This window comes from Streptococcus sp. HMSC077F03 (genome assembly GCF_001812375.1).
In the GTDB taxonomy this organism is placed as follows: Bacteria; Bacillota; Bacilli; order Lactobacillales; family Streptococcaceae; genus Streptococcus; species Streptococcus oralis_S.
Genome location: NZ_KV808797.1, coordinates 26,477 through 45,558, shown reverse-complemented (window position 1 = coordinate 45,558; position 19,082 = coordinate 26,477). Strand labels below are relative to the sequence as shown.

The 19,082-nt window shown below is 41.2% G+C and carries 15 protein-coding genes; 10 read left to right on the top strand and 5 right to left on the bottom strand.

The genetic code is table 11. The features are described 5' to 3' along the window. Positions 1 to 43: 43 nt before the first annotated feature. From pgdA to HMPREF2853_RS07415, 7 genes are all read left to right on the top strand, one after another. On the top strand, positions 44 to 1,435 hold the full coding sequence (pgdA, locus tag HMPREF2853_RS07445; protein ID WP_070535474.1) for a peptidoglycan-N-acetylglucosamine deacetylase PgdA: 1,392 nt from the start codon (positions 44 to 46) through the stop codon (positions 1,433 to 1,435). An 81-nt stretch (positions 1,436 to 1,516) separates the two neighbouring features. Beyond that, positions 1,517 to 2,359 carry an aldo/keto reductase gene (locus HMPREF2853_RS07440; protein ID WP_070535473.1) on the top strand — a complete coding sequence of 281 codons (843 nt, stop codon included), beginning with the start codon at positions 1,517 to 1,519 and terminating at the stop codon, positions 2,357 to 2,359. Between the two features lie 289 nt (positions 2,360 to 2,648). Beyond that, a complete protein-coding gene (locus HMPREF2853_RS07435; RefSeq protein WP_070535470.1) occupies positions 2,649 to 7,160 on the top strand; it encodes a S8 family serine peptidase in 4,512 nt (1,503 codons plus the stop codon). A gap of 317 nt (positions 7,161 to 7,477) precedes the next feature. Then, on the top strand, positions 7,478 to 7,849 hold the full coding sequence (locus HMPREF2853_RS07430; protein WP_000912015.1) for a GFA family protein: 372 nt from the start codon (positions 7,478 to 7,480) through the stop codon (positions 7,847 to 7,849). A gap of 211 nt (positions 7,850 to 8,060) precedes the next feature. Continuing rightward, positions 8,061 to 8,978, top strand: coding sequence for a glycine--tRNA ligase subunit alpha (gene glyQ / locus HMPREF2853_RS07425; protein WP_000038733.1), 918 nt, complete (start codon positions 8,061 to 8,063; stop codon positions 8,976 to 8,978). A 211-nt stretch (positions 8,979 to 9,189) separates the two neighbouring features. Then, positions 9,190 to 11,226 carry a glycine--tRNA ligase subunit beta gene (gene glyS, locus HMPREF2853_RS07420; protein ID WP_000164736.1) on the top strand — a complete coding sequence of 679 codons (2,037 nt, stop codon included), beginning with the start codon at positions 9,190 to 9,192 and terminating at the stop codon, positions 11,224 to 11,226. A gap of 41 nt (positions 11,227 to 11,267) precedes the next feature. Next, positions 11,268 to 11,525, top strand: a complete 258-nt coding sequence (locus HMPREF2853_RS07415) for a DUF896 family protein (RefSeq protein WP_000371290.1) — start codon at positions 11,268 to 11,270, stop codon at positions 11,523 to 11,525. A gap of 82 nt (positions 11,526 to 11,607) precedes the next feature. On the opposite strand, the gene HMPREF2853_RS07410 is transcribed toward HMPREF2853_RS07415, so the two are convergent. Genes HMPREF2853_RS07410 through HMPREF2853_RS07400 form a run of 3 tightly spaced genes read right to left on the bottom strand, consistent with a single transcriptional unit; the run spans position 11,608 to position 14,423 of the window. Then, positions 11,608 to 12,852, bottom strand: coding sequence for an NAD(P)H-dependent oxidoreductase (locus HMPREF2853_RS07410; protein ID WP_001012013.1), 1,245 nt, complete (start codon positions 12,850 to 12,852; stop codon positions 11,608 to 11,610). 17 nt (positions 12,853 to 12,869) lie between these two features. Then, positions 12,870 to 13,475, bottom strand: a complete 606-nt coding sequence (locus HMPREF2853_RS07405; RefSeq protein WP_000915929.1) for an NADPH-dependent FMN reductase — start codon at positions 13,473 to 13,475, stop codon at positions 12,870 to 12,872. An 18-nt stretch (positions 13,476 to 13,493) separates the two neighbouring features. Further along, on the bottom strand, positions 13,494 to 14,423 hold the full coding sequence (locus tag HMPREF2853_RS07400; RefSeq protein ID WP_070535931.1) for an FAD:protein FMN transferase: 930 nt from the start codon (positions 14,421 to 14,423) through the stop codon (positions 13,494 to 13,496). 307 nt (positions 14,424 to 14,730) lie between these two features. Here HMPREF2853_RS07400 and nox point away from each other — a divergent pair, with 307 nt between their 5' ends. The 3 genes from nox (at position 14,731) to pdxT (ending at position 17,870) form a co-directional block, all read left to right on the top strand. After that, the gene (nox, locus tag HMPREF2853_RS07395; RefSeq protein WP_000036764.1) at positions 14,731 to 16,110 is read left to right on the top strand and encodes a H2O-forming NADH oxidase; all 1,380 of its coding nucleotides are present in this window, start codon (positions 14,731 to 14,733) and stop codon (positions 16,108 to 16,110) included. A 302-nt stretch (positions 16,111 to 16,412) separates the two neighbouring features. Then, on the top strand, positions 16,413 to 17,288 hold the full coding sequence (gene pdxS, locus HMPREF2853_RS07390) for a pyridoxal 5'-phosphate synthase lyase subunit PdxS (protein ID WP_000138520.1): 876 nt from the start codon (positions 16,413 to 16,415) through the stop codon (positions 17,286 to 17,288). Continuing rightward, positions 17,289 to 17,870 (top strand): pyridoxal 5'-phosphate synthase glutaminase subunit PdxT, encoded by a 582-nt coding sequence (gene pdxT, locus HMPREF2853_RS07385; RefSeq protein WP_000689933.1) that lies wholly within the window; start codon positions 17,289 to 17,291, stop codon positions 17,868 to 17,870. Between the two features lie 19 nt (positions 17,871 to 17,889). Here the strand turns inward: pdxT and trhA are convergent, their stop codons facing one another. Both trhA and HMPREF2853_RS07375 read right to left on the bottom strand, forming a co-directional pair. After that, positions 17,890 to 18,537 (bottom strand): PAQR family membrane homeostasis protein TrhA, encoded by a 648-nt coding sequence (gene trhA / locus HMPREF2853_RS07380; protein ID WP_001097972.1) that lies wholly within the window; start codon positions 18,535 to 18,537, stop codon positions 17,890 to 17,892. Beyond that, a complete protein-coding gene (locus HMPREF2853_RS07375) occupies positions 18,534 to 18,980 on the bottom strand; it encodes a DUF1836 domain-containing protein (RefSeq protein WP_001084366.1) in 447 nt (148 codons plus the stop codon). Before HMPREF2853_RS07375 ends, trhA begins: the two co-directional genes overlap by 4 nt. Positions 18,981 to 19,082 lie beyond the last annotated feature (102 nt).

Here is a 19,082-nt window from a genome sequence, read left to right as displayed (position 1 = left end):
GTTTATCATTGAAATAATAGCCTCGATTTGATATGATGGAAATATGAAAAAAAATAGAGCGAAACGTGTTTCTCACGATAAAACGAGAAGGCTATTGCTTTCCCTTGTTGGAATCTTTGGAATTGCTACGATTCTATTAGGGAGTGCTATTGGTTATAAGCTACTACAAAAACAATCTTACGAACAAAAAATTGAAGCGCTGAAGAGCGAAAAGGATCAGCAATTCAACTCAGGTAGTCAGAAGGACCATTTTCGAAAAGGTCAAGCTGAGGTGATTGCCTACTATCCTCTACAAGGAGAGGAAGTCATTGCGTCTGTTAGAGAAAAAATCAACCAGGATATCAAAGAAAAGCTGGAAGATAAAGAGGACTTGGTCTTTTATTATACCGAGCAGTTGGATCCTGTCTTAAAGGGAGTTGTTGCTCGTAATATCAGCAAGCAAGTCTACGATTTGTCTGCATCAAAGGTTGAAGAAAAAGAAAAGACTTCCTTAGGGAAAATTTTCTTGACTGAAGATGGGAAAGATTTTGACCTCAGTAGACTTTTCAAAGATGCAAGCAAGGCTAAGGAACTCTTACTGACTCAAATCAAATCAACTCTAGAAGATAAGAAACTTGACCAGGAAAAAATTGATCAAGTTATAAAGAGCTTCACAGACCAAGAATTGACATCTTGGAGCTTTGATTATAAGGATAGTCAAATCATCCTTTATCCTGCTAATGCTGGAGAGACTGTTGAGGAAATTGCTTTACCAATATCCAGTTTCTTTGATGTCATTGAGTCTTCTTATCTATTAGAAAAGGATGCTGAACTTTACCAAACATACTTTGCTAAGAAAAATAAAAAAGTTGTAGCCTTGACCTTTGACGATGGCCCAAATCCAACTACAACCACGCAGGCTTTGGATACTTTAGCTAAATATGGTGTAAAAGCAACCTTCTTTGTACTTGGTAAAAACATTGCAGGTAATGAAAATCTTCTAAAACGAATGAAATCAGAAGGTCATGTTGTAGGAAACCACAGCTGGAGTCATCCCGTTCTTTCACAACTTTCGCTCGAAGATGCTAAAAAGCAAATTACTGATACAGAAGATTTGTTAACTCAAGTTTTAGGATCAAGCTCTAAACTGATGCGCCCACCTTATGGTGCCATCACTGATGATATTCGAAACGGCCTTGATTTAAGCTTCATCATGTGGGACGTGGATAGTTTGGACTGGAAGAGTAAAAACGAGACAGCCATTTTGACAGAGATTCAACGTCAGGTTCGCAATGGTTCCATCATCCTCATGCATGATATTCATGGTCCTTCTGTTAATTCTCTACCAAGTGTTATTGAGTATTTAAAGGGTGAAGGGTATACATTTGTGACCGTTCCTGAATTGCTCAATTCTCGCTTAAAAGCTCACGAGATCTATTACGATCGTGATCAATAATTGTTAAAATCTAAAGGGGCAAGTGTTCTGATAATCAGGATTTTGTTTCTTTAGATTTTCTTCACATAGAAAGGAAAAACGATGAAATCATACAACCTTAATAATGGAGTTTCAATTCCTGTACTAGGATTTGGAACATGGAAAGCTGAAAATGGAGAGGTGGCCTACCAAGCCGTTTTAGAAGCCTTAAAGGCCGGCTATCGTCATATCGATACTGCAGCTATCTATAAAAATGAGGAGAGCGTTGGACGTGCTATTCGAGATAGCGGTATTCCAAGACAAGAAATTTTTGTAACGACCAAACTCTGGAATACTAATCACAGCTATGATGAAGCTCGCCAAGCATTTGAAGAATCAATGAAAAAACTGGGATTGGATTATCTAGATTTGTACCTTATCCATTGGCCAAATCCAAAACCACTAAGAGAAAATGGCGAATGGAAAACTCGCAATGCTGAAGTCTGGAGAGCGATGGAGGATCTTTACCAAGAAGGCAAAATCCGTGCCATCGGCGTTAGTAACTTCCTCCCCCATCATTTGGATGCCTTGCTTGAGACAGCAAGAATCATCCCGGCGGTCAATCAGGTACGCTTGGCACCAGGAGTTTATCAAGAGGAAGTGGTTGACTACTGTAGAGAGAAAGGAATTCTCTTAGAGGCTTGGGGACCTTTTGGCCAAGGAGAGTTGTTTGACAAGAAAGAAGTCCAAGAAATTGCTACTAAGCATGGGAAATCAGTGGCTCAAATCGCCTTGGCTTGGAGTTTGGCAGAAGGATTTTTACCTCTACCTAAGTCAGTGACAGCCTCTCGCATCCAGAGCAATCTTGACTGTTTTGGAATTGAACTCAGCAATGACGAGCGAGAAGTTTTAAAGACAATTTCAGTGACTTCGGGCGCACCTCGTGTGGATGAGATGGATTTTTAGTTTGTGAAATCTATTTATACCGAAATAACAAAGACTAGGAATTTTAAATCCTAGTCTTTTTGTGTATAAAAAATCCAAATTGTTTGTATAATAAAATAATTTTATAGATTGAAATATAGGAACGAATTTAGAAAGTATTGGTTTGATAGAACAAATAACACGAATGATAAAATCAAATAAGTAAGATATATACGTAAATATTACATTTTTGTGACAATTCAGATTTTTGTAAAAATTTATACCTATTTGCGCTATAATAGGTATACTTTAAAGAAAAAGGAGATTATGTATGAATAGACGACAACGTTTTTCATTACGGAAATACAAATTTGGTCTTGCTTCAGTTTTATTGGGAACTGCTTTGGTTTTTGGAGCAAGTCAAGTCAGTGCCAATGAGCAGAGTACAGGTGAAAATCAAGCTCAAACTCAGGAAATTAAGACAGAGCTAAAAGACGATAAACACTCAAACTCTACAACTGACTTAACTACCACTAATGGGATAGCTCCAGTAGTTGGAGAGAAACAAGAAGCTGAAACTTCTAAAGAGGATGCTAGTAAACAAGATGCTAAGGTAGAAACTCCAGTTGATAAAACTGCCGAATCTCAAGAATCAGGAAAAGATAGCGCAGTTGCAAACGAAGAGAATCAAGGTGTCGTCCAAAAAGAAACAACAGTAGATGCCAGTCCAGCGCCTGCTACTGAGAAGGCTTCTAACATAGAGAACAAAGAGGCTCAAGCAACGACAGCTCCTAAAACTACTGGAGAAACAGCAACTACTGAAAAAGAACAAGAAAAAGCTGAGTCTGCAAAACCCAATAGTCTTTCAAGCAATGATATCATCACAGTACCGAAAACTTGGAAGGCTGGTTACAAGGGAACAGGGACCGTTGTTGCCATTATTGACTCTGGACTTGATTTGAATCATGAGGTACTTCGAATTTCGGATCCGTCAAAAGCAAAATTTAAAAACAAGGAAGCCATCGAAGCAGCTAAAAAGGATGCTGGAATCGACTACGGTAAATGGTATAGTGATAAGGTTGTCTATGCCTATGACTACTTTGACGGAACAGATAAGATCAAAGAAGCAGAAAGAACTTCTCATGGGATGCACGTAACAGGGATTGCAGCTGGAAACCCTGATAAAGAGGCACCAAATGGTGAAAAGGTCTATGGTGTTGCGCCAGAAGCCCAAGTCATGTTTATGCGTGTCTTTTCAGACCGCCAAAAAACGACCAGTTCGGCCCTTTATGTAAAGGCGATTGATGATGCAGTTGCCTTGGGAGCAGATGCCATTAATATGAGTTTGGGATCTAGCACTGGTTCTATGGTCGATGCTGGTTCTGATATTGTGGATGCCATCAAACGGGCTCGTGCCAAGGGAGTTTCTGTTCTTATCTCAGCAGGAAATAGCAATACATTCGGAAATGGTTATTCAAAACCATTAGCTGAAAACCCAGACTATGGCTTGGTTGGAAATCCATCCACTGTTGAGGATTCGATTTCAGTTGCTTCTGTCAACAATAAAACATTGACGACAGCGGTTTTTGAAGTCAAAGGTCTAGAGGGAAATGCCGGTCTTCATAACGGAAAATTTGATTATAATCAACCTGAAGCAGATAAGGACTTTGAAAAAGGAAAAGAGTATGAATACGTCGAAGCAGGGTTAGGTCGTGAAGAAGACTTTGCGAAGTTGGATTTAACTGGGAAACTTGCCCTCATTCAGCGTGGAGTCATGAACTTTTCAGAGAAGATCAAAAATGCACGAAAACACGGTGCAGTTGGTGCTTTAATCTACAATAATGTAGAAGGTGCAAACATCAATATGTCTATTGATGATGAAGCAAAGAAAATTCCTTCTGTATTTATTTCTAAACAGTATGGTGAAGCCTTAAAATCAGGAAACTACAAGATTGTTTTTAATGGTAAGATGGATAATCGTCCTTCTGATGTAGCCAATCAGCTATCTGACTTTTCGAGTTGGGGAGTGACTACCGATGGACAATTGAAACCGGACGTGACAGCTCCTGGCGGCAATATCTACTCATCCTTTAATGACAATACCTATGGTAGTATCAGCGGCACCAGTATGGCGGCTCCTCACGTTACGGGTGTTGCAGTTTTGGTTAAGGAATACCTTCAAAAACACCATCCAGAATTGACTCCTGAGCAAGTATCAGAGACTGTCAAGGCCTTGATCATGTCAACTGCAAAACCACATGTTAATAAGGACACAGGCACTTATACCTCTCCTCGTCAGCAAGGTTCTGGTATTGTGGACACAGCTGCTGCAGTGTCAACTGACCTCTATGTAACGGGTGAAAATGGTTATCCGAGTGTGACTTTAGGAAATGTTGGAGACCAATTTACTTTCAAGGTCACTGTACACAATATTTCAGATACTGACCGCACTCTCAAGATGGTGGTGAATACCAATACAGACGAAGTCCAAGATGGAAAATTCACCCTTCGACCTCGAAAACTAACGGAGACAGTCTGGCCTGAAGTGACGGTCAAAGCTCACAGCAGTCAAACAGTCACTGTTAAAGTGGATGCTCGAAAATTTGCTGCTGAACTCAGCAAACAAATGCCAAATGGCTATTTCCTTGAAGGTTTCGTTCGCTTTGTAGATCCAGCAGATGATGGGAATGTTGTGGGTCTTGCATTTATGGGCTTCCGAGGAGAATTCCAAAATCTCCCCGCTGTCGAAAAACCAATTTACAACCTTGTTCGAGAAGGAAAAAATGGATTTTACACAGAAGTAGACAAGGAAAATCCTGCCGTTAACTACTCTAATGATGCCACCTATCTAGCAACCTTGCAAAATGACCTTCTTGTTTCTCAAGGTCAACGCCAAGGACGCCGAATTACCGTTCTTGGGATTGAACAAAATGCTGAAGGTAAGCATGTTCTTCAGTTGGACGAAAAAGGGAATGTCCGTATTGCTATTTCTCCAAACGATGATGGAAACAAAGACCTAGTTGAATACAAAACGGTTGCTTTGAGAAATCTTGTAAGTCTTCGGGCTAAAGTTTATGCGGCTACGGATACCAAGCATGAACATCCTATTTGGGAGGGCGATGCAAAGGATCTTCGTAAGAATTATTTTGATGGTGACAGTAGAAATCTGAAGAGTTATATTCTAGATAATACTGCTTGGAGAGGCCAGGATTTTGATGGGAATACTGTTGCAGATGGTTTATATGACTATGTTATTAGTTACACACCAGATGTTCCAGGAGCCAAAGAACAATACACGACCTTTAAAATTCAAATTGATACTCAAAAACCTGTAATCACAAGTGGTTATATTCGCTTTAAAGATGGAAACCAAGAATTCGTAGCTCGCAAACCAAAAGATGTGGGGCAAGGCGGTATCCTTTCAGAAAAAGTCTTCTATATCACACCATTTGACCAGAAAGGGACCATGGTTCTAACTGGAAAAGACCAATCTGGAACTCGTGCGCTTGAGAACACCCATCTGATTAAGGCCAATGCTGACGGTAGTTATACACTTCCTAAGGATGTTGATAAGGCTAATATTTACTATCTTGTTGAGGACTATGCAGGAAATGTAGACTATATCTCACTTGCCGAACTTGTCCGCGATCAAAATAGTGGTCGAGTGAAAATTGCCTTGAAGGATGCAAAAACAAACCAGGATATTGATAGCCTCTACGTCTATCGAATCAAAAATAGCAAGGGGCAATATGTTGATGTTGACAAGACAAAAGCGATTCATTTTTTACAGTTTGGTCATTATACAGCAGAAATTTTCAGTTATGATCGAACAGAATTGAAATTTATCAGTGCCTTGTCCCAAGAGTTTGACTTGACGGAAGGTAATAGTTTCCAAACTATTACCTTCCTAGCAAATCTCCTAGAGTATGCACCAGTGTCTGTTTCCTTCAATCAAGCTGTTCCAAAGACGACTACAGTGGTTCTGAAAGGTGAAGATGGGACAAGTATCACTCTTCCTGCTGAAAAATACGGTCAATACGCCTTTGGTAAGAAAGTTGCTACAGGTCGTTATACTGTACAAGTCACCTTGCCAACTGGATATGAACTCCTTGAAGATTTTGTTTCCTTGCTCGTTCAGCCAGGTCGAAATAATGCTTTGCGTCTATCTGTTGTGTCTAAGTTGGCCTTGATTGCTGCGGTAAATCAACAAAAAGAACTGGTAGAAACGTCTCGCTACTTTAATAGTAGTGCAGATAAGAGAAAAACTTATGACCAAGCTTTCCAAGTTGCGCAGTCAGCCTTGTCAAGCAAGTTGAAGCAAGAATTGATTGATGGCGTTCTCGCTAGTCTTGAGGCTGCTGGTAAAGCTTTGGATGGAAAAGATTCGAACGTTACAGCCTTGAAAGAAGCTATGAAAGCTTACTACGCAACGACTAAAACTGGGCGATATGCTAATGCCAAGGAAAAAGTACGTCGAGCTTATGATCGTGCCTTCCAAGAAATCGCCTTACTAGCTGTAGATTCTAAAGTCAAACAGGATCAAATTGACCAATCTCTCATTGCTCTAGCGACGGCTAAAAGCAAATTAAATGGCAAAGCTACTGACTTCTCTAGTCTGAAGAAACTGGTCAAAGATGAACGCCTTTTCCAAGAAAAGAACGCGAGATTTATCTATGCAGACAAGAAAGAAAAAGCAGCTTATCTTTTAACTTTTAAAGAGGCACAGGAACTCCTTAAAGATCCAGGAGCGAGCCAAGAAGATGTCAAAGATGCCATTACAGCATTGAAACAAGCCAAGAGAAATCTGCATGGCAAAAAACCAAAAGCGAAAAGACACCCTTAAACAGGACTTTCTGAAGCTTTACTAATAAATGAGTCTGGAACTTTGTTTTCAGACTCATTTTTGGTTTACACTAGCTAGAAAATCTGCTATAATACTAACTAGGAAAGAAAGTCTTATGGCGTTCTTCAAGCGAGCTTGGGGTAGTGGGAGCCAAGTAGAACAAGGTAAGAAACTGGCGCTTTCTGTCGTATTTTTAAAAACAATGAAGTAATAAATTAGGGTGGAACCGCGTTTCAGACGCCCCTAGTCGCAAGGCTTGGGTGTTGAAATTCGGTTCTTTTTGAATTTCGTCTAATGCCTAAGTAGAAAGGAGCATAATGCTTAAAGGTTCTTGTTTATGCAAAGCGGTGACCTACACTTTAGATGAGGAATTGTCGGAATTAGTTTTTTGCCACTGCTCATTCTGTCGGAAAGCAACTGCGTCTGCCTATACAGTGAATGCCAAAGTTAGCAGTAAAAACCTAGTATTGCATGGAAAAGAACAGTTGGTTACCTATAGTTCATCTCCAGAAAAACAACGTTATTACTGTCAGAACTGTCATAGTCAAATTTTCACTGCTCAAGAAAATATACCAGAAGTCTGTGCTTTGAAATTAGGTACAATAGACGAATGCGATCAGAATTTACGAACTGTTCCCAAACATCATATTTTTCAGGACCCAGCTTTTTCTTGGTTGCTTGATGAATAAATCTAAAAAGATAATATAAATTAAAGGAGTAAACAATGTCTAAAAAATTGACTTTCCACTGCGTCAGTGACAGAGACCTCCTTACAGTCGGACTGCCCCATGCTCAGCACTAGAGTGCCTGAGCTAGACGCAGTACTAACTCGTCTTGCCTCGTATAATCGACAAGGCAGACTCGTGTCGCAAAAAATCATTTTTTATTAAGGAGTATTCAATGTCTAAGAAATTAACATTTCAAGAAATTATTTTGACTTTGCAACAATTTTGGAATGACCAAGGTTGTATGCTCATGCAGGCTTATGATAATGAAAAAGGTGCGGGGACAATGAGTCCTTATACCTTCCTTCGTGCTATCGGACCTGAGCCATGGAATGCGGCTTATGTAGAGCCATCACGTCGTCCTGCTGACGGTCGTTATGGGGAAAACCCTAATCGTCTTTACCAACACCACCAATTCCAAGTGGTTATGAAGCCATCTCCATCAAATATCCAGGAACTTTACCTTGAGTCTTTGGAAAAATTGGGTATCAATCCATTGGAACACGATATTCGATTCGTTGAGGACAACTGGGAAAACCCATCAACTGGTTCAGCTGGTCTCGGTTGGGAAGTGTGGCTTGATGGTATGGAAATCACTCAGTTCACTTACTTTCAACAAGTCGGTGGATTGGCAACGGGCCCTGTGACTGCGGAAGTTACCTATGGTTTGGAACGCTTGGCTTCTTATATTCAGGAAGTGGATTCTGTCTATGATATCGAGTGGGCTGATGGTGTAAAATACGGAGAAATCTTTATCCAGCCTGAGTACGAGCACTCAAAATATTCGTTTGAAATTTCGGACCAAGAAATGTTGCTGGAAAACTTTGATAAGTTTGAAAAAGAAGCAGGACGCGCTTTGGAAGAAGGCTTGGTTCACCCTGCCTATGACTATGTTCTCAAATGTTCACACACCTTTAACCTACTTGATGCGCGTGGGGCCGTATCTGTAACTGAGCGCGCAGGCTATATCGCTCGTATCCGTAACCTTGCTCGTGTCGTAGCTAAAACTTTTGTCGCAGAACGCAAACGCCTAGGTTACCCACTTTTGGATGAAGCAACACGAGCTAAACTCCTAGCAGAAGACGCAGAATAAAGAGAGTGACAAATTACGAAATTGGGCGAACGGAGTGAGCCCTGTTCCAGTTGCCGCAGTGATGAAGGTATCCTTAGTGAAGCTAAGGATACTAGGCAAAATTGGAGACTTTCGACTCCAATTTTAGCAATGAAACAACGAAGTTGGTTGCTTGCGTGCCAATCACATAAGGCAAACTGGAAAATAAAAAGATACTTTTCGGAGAAAAAACATGACAAAAAACTTATTAGTAGAACTCGGTCTTGAAGAGTTACCAGCCTATGTAGTAACTCCAAGTGAAAAACAACTAGGTGAAAAAATGGCGGCCTTCCTCAAGGAAAACCGCCTGTCCTTTGAAGCCATTCAAACCTTCTCAACACCACGTCGTTTGGCTGTTCGTGTGACTGGGCTTGCAGACAAACAGTCTGATTTGACAGAAGATTTCAAGGGGCCAGCAAAGAAAATTGCCTTGGATGGTGATGGAAACTTCACCAAAGCAGCTCAAGGATTTGTCCGTGGGAAAGGCTTGACGGTTGAAGATATTGAATTCCGTGAAATCAAGGGTGAAGAATACGTCTATGTTACCAAGGAAGAAGTGGGTAAACCAGTTGAAGCCATTGTTCCTGGTGTTGTAGATGTCTTGAAGTCCTTGACTTTCCCAGTCAGCATGCACTGGGCTAACAACACCTTTGAATACATCCGCCCCGTACACACTTTAACTGTTCTTTTAGATGAAGAAGAATTTGATTTGAATTTTCTTGATATCAAGGGCGGTCGTGTAAGCCGTGGCCATCGTTTCTTGGGACAAGAAACCAAGATTCAGTCAACACTGAGCTACGAAGAAGACCTTCGTAAGCAGTTTGTAATCGCGGATCCTCGTGAACGTGAGCAAATGATTGTTGACCAAATAAAAGCAATCGAAGCTGAGCATGGCGTACGTATCGAAATTGATGCTGACTTGCTTAATGAAGTCTTGAACTTGGTTGAATACCCAACTGCCTTTATGGGAAGTTTTGATGCAAAATACCTTGATGTTCCAGAAGAAGTTTTGGTGACTTCGATGAAGGAACACCAACGTTACTTCGTTGTTCGTGATCAAGATGGTAAACTCTTGCCAAACTTCATTTCAGTCCGTAACGGAAACGCAGAGCATTTGGAAAATGTCATCAAGGGAAATGAAAAAGTCTTGGTGGCCCGCTTGGAGGACGGGGAATTCTTCTGGCGTGAAGACCAAAAATTGGTTATTTCTGAACTTGTTGAAAAATTGAACCATGTGACCTTCCACGAAAAGATTGGTTCCCTTCGTGAACACATGATTCGTACGGGGCAGATTGCCATTCTCTTGGCAGAAAAAGCTGGTTTGTCAGTGGATGAAACAGTTGACCTAGCGCGTGCAGCAGCCATTTACAAGTTTGACTTGTTGACGGGTATGGTTGGTGAGTTTGATGAACTCCAAGGTATTATGGGTGAGAAATATGCACTTCTTGCTGGGGAAACTCCAGCAGTTGCGGCTGCTATTCGTGAGCACTACATGCCTACATCAGCCGAAGGAGAACTTCCAGAGAGCAAGGTCGGAGCCATTCTAGCCATTGCAGACAAATTGGATACAATTTTGAGTTTCTTCTCAGTAGGTTTGATTCCATCAGGTTCTAACGACCCTTATGCCCTTCGTCGTGCGACGCAAGGTGTTGTTCGTATCTTGGATGCCTTTGGTTGGCATATTGCTATGGATGAGCTGATCGATAGCCTTTACAGCTTGAAATTTGACAGCTTGACTTATGAAAATAAAGCAGAGGTTATGGACTTTATCAAGGCTCGTGTTGATAAGATGATGGGTTCAACTCCAAAAGATATCAAGGAAGCAGTTCTTGCAAGTTCAAACTTTGTTGTGGCGGATATGCTAGAAGCAGCAAGTGCTCTTGTGGAAGCAAGCAAGAAAGAAGACTTCAAACCATCTGTCGAATCCCTCTCACGTGCTTTCAACTTGGCTGAAAAAGCCGAAGGAACTGATACTGTTGATCCTGCTCTCTTTGAGAATGAAGAAGAGAAAGCCTTGGCAGAAGCCGTAGAATCACTTGTTTTGTCAGGGACTGCAAGTCAGCAATTAGAACAACTCTTTGCGCTTAGCCCAGTTATTGATGCTTTCTTTGAAAATACCATGGTAATGGCTGAAGATCAGACTGTTCGACAAAATCGTTTGGCAATCTTGTCGCAATTAACCAAGAAAGCAGCTAAGCTCGCTCGTTTTAACCAAATCAATACTAAATAAACTCAGTCAAACGGACTGTATCTTATCACAAAGGAGAGGAAATGGATCCGAAAAAAATCGCTCGTATCAATGAGCTTGCCAAAAAGAAAAAAACAGAAGGCTTAACTTCTGCTGAAAAAGTGGAACAAGCTAAACTTCGTGAGGAGTACATCGAAGGCTATCGTCGATCTGTTCGTCACCACATCGAGGGAATCAAAATTGTGGACGAGGAAGGCAATGACGTCACACCAGAAAAACTACGTCAGGTACAACGTGAAAAAGGTTTGCACGGCCGTAGTATAGATGATCCTAACTCATAAAATGAAAGGGGGTGTAGATGATTTACATTCCCCTTTTCTGTTGTAATAAAAAAGAAGGAGCCAAATGGCTCCTTTTGGTTTCTTAGTTGCTTGCGCCAGATGTAGCGTCAGCGTCACCACCGTGGCCTCCAGCATCACCTGAATCAGAAGCGCCAGAAGTAGCATCGGCGTCTCCATGACCTCCAGCTGCAGGAGCAAATGGTCCGCTACCTCCCACCAAACGTTGACCAGTCTCTTTTAGGTACCAGTCAAGCCATGGTTGGAAGTTAAAGACGATTTCATTGATACCAGCGTATGATCCATCAGGATAGTACATTGCTTGGTAGTTGTGTGTGTTGATGACACCTGCAGGAGAACCTGGAACGATCGTACGGACGTATTCTTGGTTTCCGTTGCGAAGTGTTCCGATAACCCACTCTACGTTCTTCATACGTGCTGGTGGAAGAGAACCATGAACAGTCGACATACGGCTACCTGATTGAGGTGGTACACGTTTAGCAAACATGGTGTCTGGATCTTGGTGAGCGTTGTTATAGTAGAGGAATTGGTTGTTGTCGTCAGCGTATGTCAATTCAAATGGCATAGCTTTCAAGAACATATCGATTTGGTTAACGGTCAAGATACCGTGGTCCAATTTGACATAGGTATCACCAGAAACAGCTCCAGTGATTGCTGCAACTTTTTCTACCCATTCTGGATCGTCAGGATCAACTTCTGTAATGGTTGTAGCAATTGGTTTTCCACAATCCAAGTCTTCTGGTTCGATTGGTTTTGGTTTTTTCAATTTCGAAACGACTCCTACGTATTTAACAAAGTTATCTAAGCAAGTTTCAAGGAATTTAACAGTTCCTTCGTTGGTGATATTTCCGTTGTTATCAAAAGCTTCCTTAGCTTTGCCAAGAAGAAATTCGTTACCTGGAAGCGTGTAGGCATTGACACCTGGAGCATCAAGGATTTTACGAAGGTGAACTTGGGCGCGTGACGTTCCTTGGTCGTAGTATGATGCACCCACAATCATAACAGGCTTGTTTTCGAATGGATGAACTTCGTATGAAAGCCATTCAAGTACAGATTTGAGTGAAGCTGAGATAGTGTGGTTGTGCTCAGGAGTGGCGATAATGACACCATCAGCACGTGTAATCTTGTTATACAAGAAACGCAATTGGAAGCTTTCGTCCCATTTTTCGTCTTGGTTAAACATTGGAACTTCGTCGATTTCAAGGACTTCTAATTCAAATTTGAATTTGAAATTGCGACGAATAAATTCCAAGAGTTTGCGGTTATATGATTGATCGTAGTTTGATCCAACAAGTCCAACAAAATTCATTCTTTCGGTCTCCTATCTTACAAATTTTCCCAGTCAAATTCTTCTGCATCTTTGCGAAGCAATTCTTGTGCATTGCGCAATTTCTCAGTAATCTTCACGAAGATACGGAAGTCATCAAAGATGGCATCCAATTTCTTGATGACGTCAAGGTCAACCAAGTCACCACTTGGGTTAAATGCTTGAAGAGAGTGTGAGAGCAAGAATTCATCTGGAAGAACATTTGCCTTGATTTCAGGAGCGTTCAAGATTTGACGAAGTTGCAATTGGGCACGAGATGAACCAAGTGTACCGTAGGAAGCACCAGTGATCATGATTGGTTTGTTCAAAAGTGGGTAGATACCGTAAGATAGCCAAGCAAGAGCGCTCATCAAAACTGCAGGGATAGAGTGGTCGTACTCAGGAGTACCGATAATGACACCATCAGATGCTTCAATTTTAGCAGCAATTTCAAGAATTTCAGCAGGAAGAAGTTTATCTGCTGGTTTGTTGAAAACAGGAATGTCCTTAATTTCAACGAGTTCAATTTCAGCTTTATCTGCAAAGTGTTTTTGCATGTATTGGAGCAATTGGCGGTTTGTAGAACGTTTAGAGTTCGTTCCAACAATGGCAATAAGTTTTAGCATGAGATTTCCTTTCTCTTTTTACATAATACAATTTCGAAGGCCTGAAGAACATGCAAGGCGTCCCTCTTTGTCGATGAGGATGGCTTCAATACCATCTATACTTTCGACTTGCCAGAGGATAGAAGCGCTTCGTTCTCCGAAAAGGCGCGTTGTCCAAATCTCACCATCAACGGATTTATCAGAGATAATCGTTAGGCTAGCGAGATCGGTTTCGACAGGGAATCCTGTCTCACTATCAAAGATATGGTGATAGTCTTTTCCATCTACTGTCAGGTGGCGTTCATAGATACCTGAAGTGACAACGGATTTGTTAGAAGCAGGGATAGTTAGGAGATTATTGCCACGAGGATTTTGCGGATCTTGAATCCCAATCTGCCAGGCTTTCCCTTCTTTGGCTTGGTTATTCCCGATGGTGAGGATATTTCCTCCGAGATTGATCAAGGCAGAGGTGACACCGTGTTCTTTCAAATACTGGGCAACCTTATCTGCACTATAGCCCTTGGCTAAACAACCTAAATCAAGCTTCATTCCTTTCTTCTCTAAAAAGACAGTAGAGCTAGTCGGATCCAACTTGATAAAATGAGGGTCAACTAGAGGCAAGACAGCTTCGATTTCTTTAGAGTCTGGAAGCCGTGCATCTGCAAATCCGATTCGCCAGGTTTGAATCAAGGGACCAATACTGATATTGAGATGGCTAGATGGAGCTAGGCTATGCTCAAGTCCAAGAGCAATCAGTTCAAACAGGTCAGGATGAACCTTAACAGGTGCGATTCCAGCCTGGTAGTTGATTTCCATCAGTTCGGATTCTTGACTGTTGGCGTTAAAGCGGTATTCGAGCTCCTTGAGCAAATCAAAGGCTCCTTGAAGTAGGCAATCAGCCTGTTCATCTACTAATGAAATCGTGATAGTTGTTCCCATTAGCCGTTCAGAACGTGAATGAAGAGGCAAGCTACCAGCTCCTTTCTCTTTATAGGAAATCATTCAATATAAGGTCGTTAAAGAAAAATTAAACCCCTTACATTTTCTTTCCATGTATCTAGCATATCATAAAGTCAGCGTTTTCACAAATGAATTTTGACAAAAAGTCAAGAAATATGCTCAAAATTAATATGAAAACGATAGAAAAATTAGATTCATCAATGTTAAGTGTATTTTTTTCTGAAAAAAAGAGAATTCTGAGCAAATATCTTGTAAACGCTAACAGTAAATGATATACTAGGAAGGTAAATCAAAAATTAAAGGTAGGAATTTTTCTATGAGTAAAATCGTTGTAGTTGGTGCTAACCACGCTGGTACAGCTTGTATTAATACGATGTTGGACAACTTCGGACATGAGAACGAAATCGTAGTATTTGACCAAAACTCAAATATTTCATTCCTTGGTTGTGGAATGGCGCTTTGGATCGGGGAACAAATTGATGGCCCAGAAGGTCTCTTCTACTCTGATAAAGAAAAATTGGAAGCAAAAGGTGCTAAAGTTTACATGAACTCACCAGTTCTTTCAATTGACTACGATAACAAAGTTGTGACTGCAGAAGTTGAAGGTAAAGAACACAAAGAGTCTTATGACAAATTGATCTTTGCAACTGGTTCAACTCCAATCTTGCCTCCAATCGAAGGTGTTGAAATCGTTAAGGGTAACCGCGAATTCAAAGCGACTCTTGAAAATGTACAATTTGTTAAATTGTACCAAAACGCTGAAGAAGTTATTGAGAAACTTGAAGACAAGAGCAAACACCTTGAGCGCATTGCCGTTGTTGGTGGTGGTTACATCGGTGTTGAGCTTGCTGAAGCTTTTGAGCGTCTTGGAAAAGAAGTTGTCCTTGTTGATATCGTAGACACTGTCTTGAACGGCTACTATGACAAAGACTTTACCCAAATGATGGCGAAGAACTTGGAAGACCACAACATCCGCTTGGCTCTTGGTCAGACAGTTAAAGCCATCCAAGGTGATGGAAAAGTTGAACGCTTGGTAACAGACAAAGAAACATTTGATGTGGATATGGTGGTTCTTGCTGTTGGTTTCCGTCCAAATACAGCTCTTGCTGACGGTAAGATTGAACTCTTCCGCAATGGTGCCTTCCTTGTAGATAAGAAACAAGAAACATCTATCCCAGGTGTATACGCTGTTGGTGACTGTGCGACTGTTTATGACAATGCACGTAAAGATACAAGCTACATCGCTCTTGCATCTAACGCTGTACGTACTGGTATCGTTGGTGCTTATAACGCTTGTGGACATGAATTGGAAGGAATCGGAGTTCAAGGATCAAACGGTATCTCTATCTACGGTCTTCACATGGTTTCGACTGGTTTGACTCTTGAAAAAGCCAAAGCTGCAGGCTATAATGCAACTGAAACAGGCTTTAACGATCTTCAAAAACCAGAATTTATCAAACATGACAACCACGAAGTTGCCATCAAGATTGTCTTTGACAAAGACAGCCGCGAAATTCTTGGCGCTCAAATGGTATCACGTGATTCTGCTATCAGCATGGGAATTCATATGTTCTCACTTGCTATCCAAGAGCATGTGACAATTGACAAGTTGGCTTTGACAGATCTATTCTTCTTGCCACACTTTAACAAACCATACAACTACATCACAATGGCTGCACTTACAGCTGAAAAATAAAAAATGATGAGCTATCTGGCCTTAGGTTAAGGTCAGATAGTTTTTTAGTTATACTCTTCGAAAATCTCTTCAAACCACGTCAACGTCGCCTTGCCGTATATATGTTACTGACTTCGTCAGTTCTATCTACAACCTCAAAGCAGTGTTTTGAGCAACCTGCGGCTAGCTTCCTAGTTTGCTCTTTGATTTTCATTGAGTATCAATCTGTACCCATACAATTATCCTTTTTTTATCTTGTACTTCATTCTAATCTGGCTTAAAATGAAATGGTAGCTACCAATACAAATGATGAGGATTAAGAAATGACTGAAAATCGTTATGAACTAAATAAAAACTTGGCACAGATGCTCAAAGGTGGGGTTATCATGGACGTTCAGAACCCTGAACAGGCTCGTATCGCAGAGGCTGCTGGTGCGGCAGCTGTTATGGCCTTGGAGCGAATTCCAGCTGATATTCGTGCAGCTGGTGGGGTTTCCCGTATGAGTGATCCAAAGATGATTAAGGAAATCCAAGAAGCGGTCAGCATTCCAGTGATGGCCAAGGTTAGAATTGGGCATTTTGTTGAAGCTCAGATTTTAGAGGCTATTGAGATTGACTATATCGATGAGAGTGAAGTGCTGTCTCCAGCAGACGACCGTTTTCATGTGGACAAGAAAGAATTCCAAGTTCCTTTTGTCTGTGGAGCTAAGGACTTGGGTGAAGCCTTGCGTCGTATCGCTGAAGGAGCTTCCATGATTCGGACAAAAGGAGAACCGGGTACAGGAGACATCGTTCAAGCCGTTCGTCATATGCGCATGATGAATCAGGAAATACGCCGTATTCAAAATCTACGCGAAGATGAACTTTATGTGGCTGCCAAGGACTTGCAAGTCCCTGTAGAATTGGTCCAATACGTCCATGAACACGGAAAATTGCCAGTTGTCAACTTTGCAGCCGGAGGTGTTGCAACACCAGCAGATGCTGCGCTGATGATGCAACTGGGGGCAGAGGGTGTCTTTGTCGGTTCAGGTATTTTCAAGTCAGGAGATCCTGTTAAACGAGCAAGTGCCATTGTCAAAGCGGTAACCAACTACCAAAATCCTCAAATTCTAGCACAAATCTCTGAAGACCTAGGGGAAGCCATGGTTGGTATCAATGAGAATGAAATTCAAATTCTCATGGCTGAGCGAGGAAAATAGATGAAAATCGGAATACTAGCCTTGCAAGGCGCCTTTGCAGAGCATGCAAAAGTGTTAGATAAATTAGGAGTCACTGGTGTCGAAATCAGAAATTTAGATGATTTTCAGAAATATCAGAGTGACTTGTCCGGTTTGATTTTGCCTGGCGGTGAGTCTACAACCATGGGCAAGCTCTTGCGTGACCAGCAGATGCTGCTTCCCATCCGAGAAGCCATTCTTTCTGGACTACCAGTCTTTGGAACTTGTGCGGGATTAATCTTACTAGCTAAGGAAATCACTTCTCAGGAAGAAAGTCATCTTGGAACCATGGATATAGTGGTTGAGCGCAATGCTTATGGGCGCCAACTAGGAAGCTTCTATACAGAGGCAGAATGTAAGGGAGTTGGTCAGATTCCCATGACCTTTATCCGTGGACCGATTATCAGCAGTGTTGGAGAGGGTGTAGAAGTTTTAGCAACAGTTGATGATCAAATCGTTGCAGCCCAAGAAAAAAATATGCTGGTAACTTCTTTTCATCCAGAATTGACAGATGATGTTGGCTTGCACCAGTACTTTATCAATATGTGTAAAGAAAAAAGTTGAGAAAAGATTCTCAACTTTTTTACATGTAATAAACAATGGCAATATATTGGAGTGCAGACGCCGCTAGGATAAAGAGATGCCAAATCATGTGGAAATAAGGTTTTTTCTTAGCGTAAAATCCAGCTCCAACTGTATAACAGAGCCCACCAGTTACCATGAGACTCCAGAAAATTGGCGTTGTTTGACTGATAATGGCAGGAATGATAGCCAGAACCAACCAGCCCATAATCAGGTAAAGGGCAAGGCTGAATTTCTCATTGACCTTTTTAGCAAAGATTTTATAGAGGATGCCAAAGATGGTCGTTCCCCACTGAATAGCAATGATCAGATAGCCAAACCAGTTATTCATCAAAGTCAATACGACCGGCGTATAAGAGCCAGCGATAGCCACATAAATCATAGAATGATCGATGATTCGCAAGACGTATTTATGGGTCGAACCGTAGGCCATAGAGTGGTAAATGGTTGATGAGAGGAACATGAGAAAGAGACTGATAACAAAGATAGAAACGCCAAAAGATGATAAAAATCCGTGTGCTTCATAACTATAGGTGGATGAAATAGGGAGCAAGATGAGCATGATAACGGCACCCACAGCATGGGTCACACTATTAGCAATTTCCTCTCCGAAACTGAGCTTTTTACTGAGTTTTAGACTGGTATTCATTGGATTTCCTCCTCTTCTTTGATAAGGATTAAGTCTAGAGTTTGATGATAGAGTTTAACCGTTTGACAGCTAGTTTGGATAATAGGATTTTCTGGATCAATCCCATGGTTCATGTAGTCCACAAAAGCGTCGTAGAGCTGGTCTGAGCTCGCTTGAGTTTGTAGAGTATTGAGGGTCTGAGCGATTTCTTGGATCGAAAAGACAGACTTGAGAGTGGTGATGGCAATTAAACGGGCAATCTGTTTGCGTTGGTATTTTTTCTTGTCTGGCTTTGTCAGGTAACCATGTTTGACATAGTTATTGACCATGGATGCTGTTAGTCCCTTGTCTTTATCTGGAGAGATAGGGGCACAGACTTGATTGACATAAAGCAAAACCTGATCCAGATAGAGGTCAATATTTGGAATGTCTTCCCATTTTGGGTAGGAAAAGATAGAATTCATTTCCAACTCCTTTTTATCTAGTTTAAATAACTAGATTATAAAATAATAAAAAACAAAAGTCAAGTTTCAACTGCTTGTAGAAAGCTTTAAATTATGCTATGA

What these genes read in the sequence shown, in the direction of transcription:
- glyQ (WP_000038733.1), top strand. Translation starts at nt 8,061, where the DNA reads ATGTCTAAGAAATTAACATTTCAAGAAATTATTTTGACTTTGCAACAA.
- HMPREF2853_RS07410 (WP_001012013.1), bottom strand. Translation starts at nt 12,852, where the DNA reads ATGAATTTTGTTGGACTTGTTGGATCAAACTACGATCAATCATATAAC.
- HMPREF2853_RS07405 (WP_000915929.1), bottom strand. Translation starts at nt 13,475, where the DNA reads ATGCTAAAACTTATTGCCATTGTTGGAACGAACTCTAAACGTTCTACA.
- pdxS (WP_000138520.1), top strand. Translation starts at nt 16,413, where the DNA reads ATGACTGAAAATCGTTATGAACTAAATAAAAACTTGGCACAGATGCTC.
- nox (WP_000036764.1), top strand. Translation starts at nt 14,731, where the DNA reads ATGAGTAAAATCGTTGTAGTTGGTGCTAACCACGCTGGTACAGCTTGT.
- trhA (WP_001097972.1), bottom strand. Translation starts at nt 18,537, where the DNA reads ATGAATACCAGTCTAAAACTCAGTAAAAAGCTCAGTTTCGGAGAGGAA.
- HMPREF2853_RS07440 (WP_070535473.1), top strand. Translation starts at nt 1,517, where the DNA reads ATGAAATCATACAACCTTAATAATGGAGTTTCAATTCCTGTACTAGGA.
- pgdA (WP_070535474.1), top strand. Translation starts at nt 44, where the DNA reads ATGAAAAAAAATAGAGCGAAACGTGTTTCTCACGATAAAACGAGAAGG.
- HMPREF2853_RS07430 (WP_000912015.1), top strand. Translation starts at nt 7,478, where the DNA reads ATGCTTAAAGGTTCTTGTTTATGCAAAGCGGTGACCTACACTTTAGAT.
- glyS (WP_000164736.1), top strand. Translation starts at nt 9,190, where the DNA reads ATGACAAAAAACTTATTAGTAGAACTCGGTCTTGAAGAGTTACCAGCC.
- pdxT (WP_000689933.1), top strand. Translation starts at nt 17,289, where the DNA reads ATGAAAATCGGAATACTAGCCTTGCAAGGCGCCTTTGCAGAGCATGCA.
- HMPREF2853_RS07435 (WP_070535470.1), top strand. Translation starts at nt 2,649, where the DNA reads ATGAATAGACGACAACGTTTTTCATTACGGAAATACAAATTTGGTCTT.
- HMPREF2853_RS07375 (WP_001084366.1), bottom strand. Translation starts at nt 18,980, where the DNA reads ATGAATTCTATCTTTTCCTACCCAAAATGGGAAGACATTCCAAATATT.
- HMPREF2853_RS07415 (WP_000371290.1), top strand. Translation starts at nt 11,268, where the DNA reads ATGGATCCGAAAAAAATCGCTCGTATCAATGAGCTTGCCAAAAAGAAA.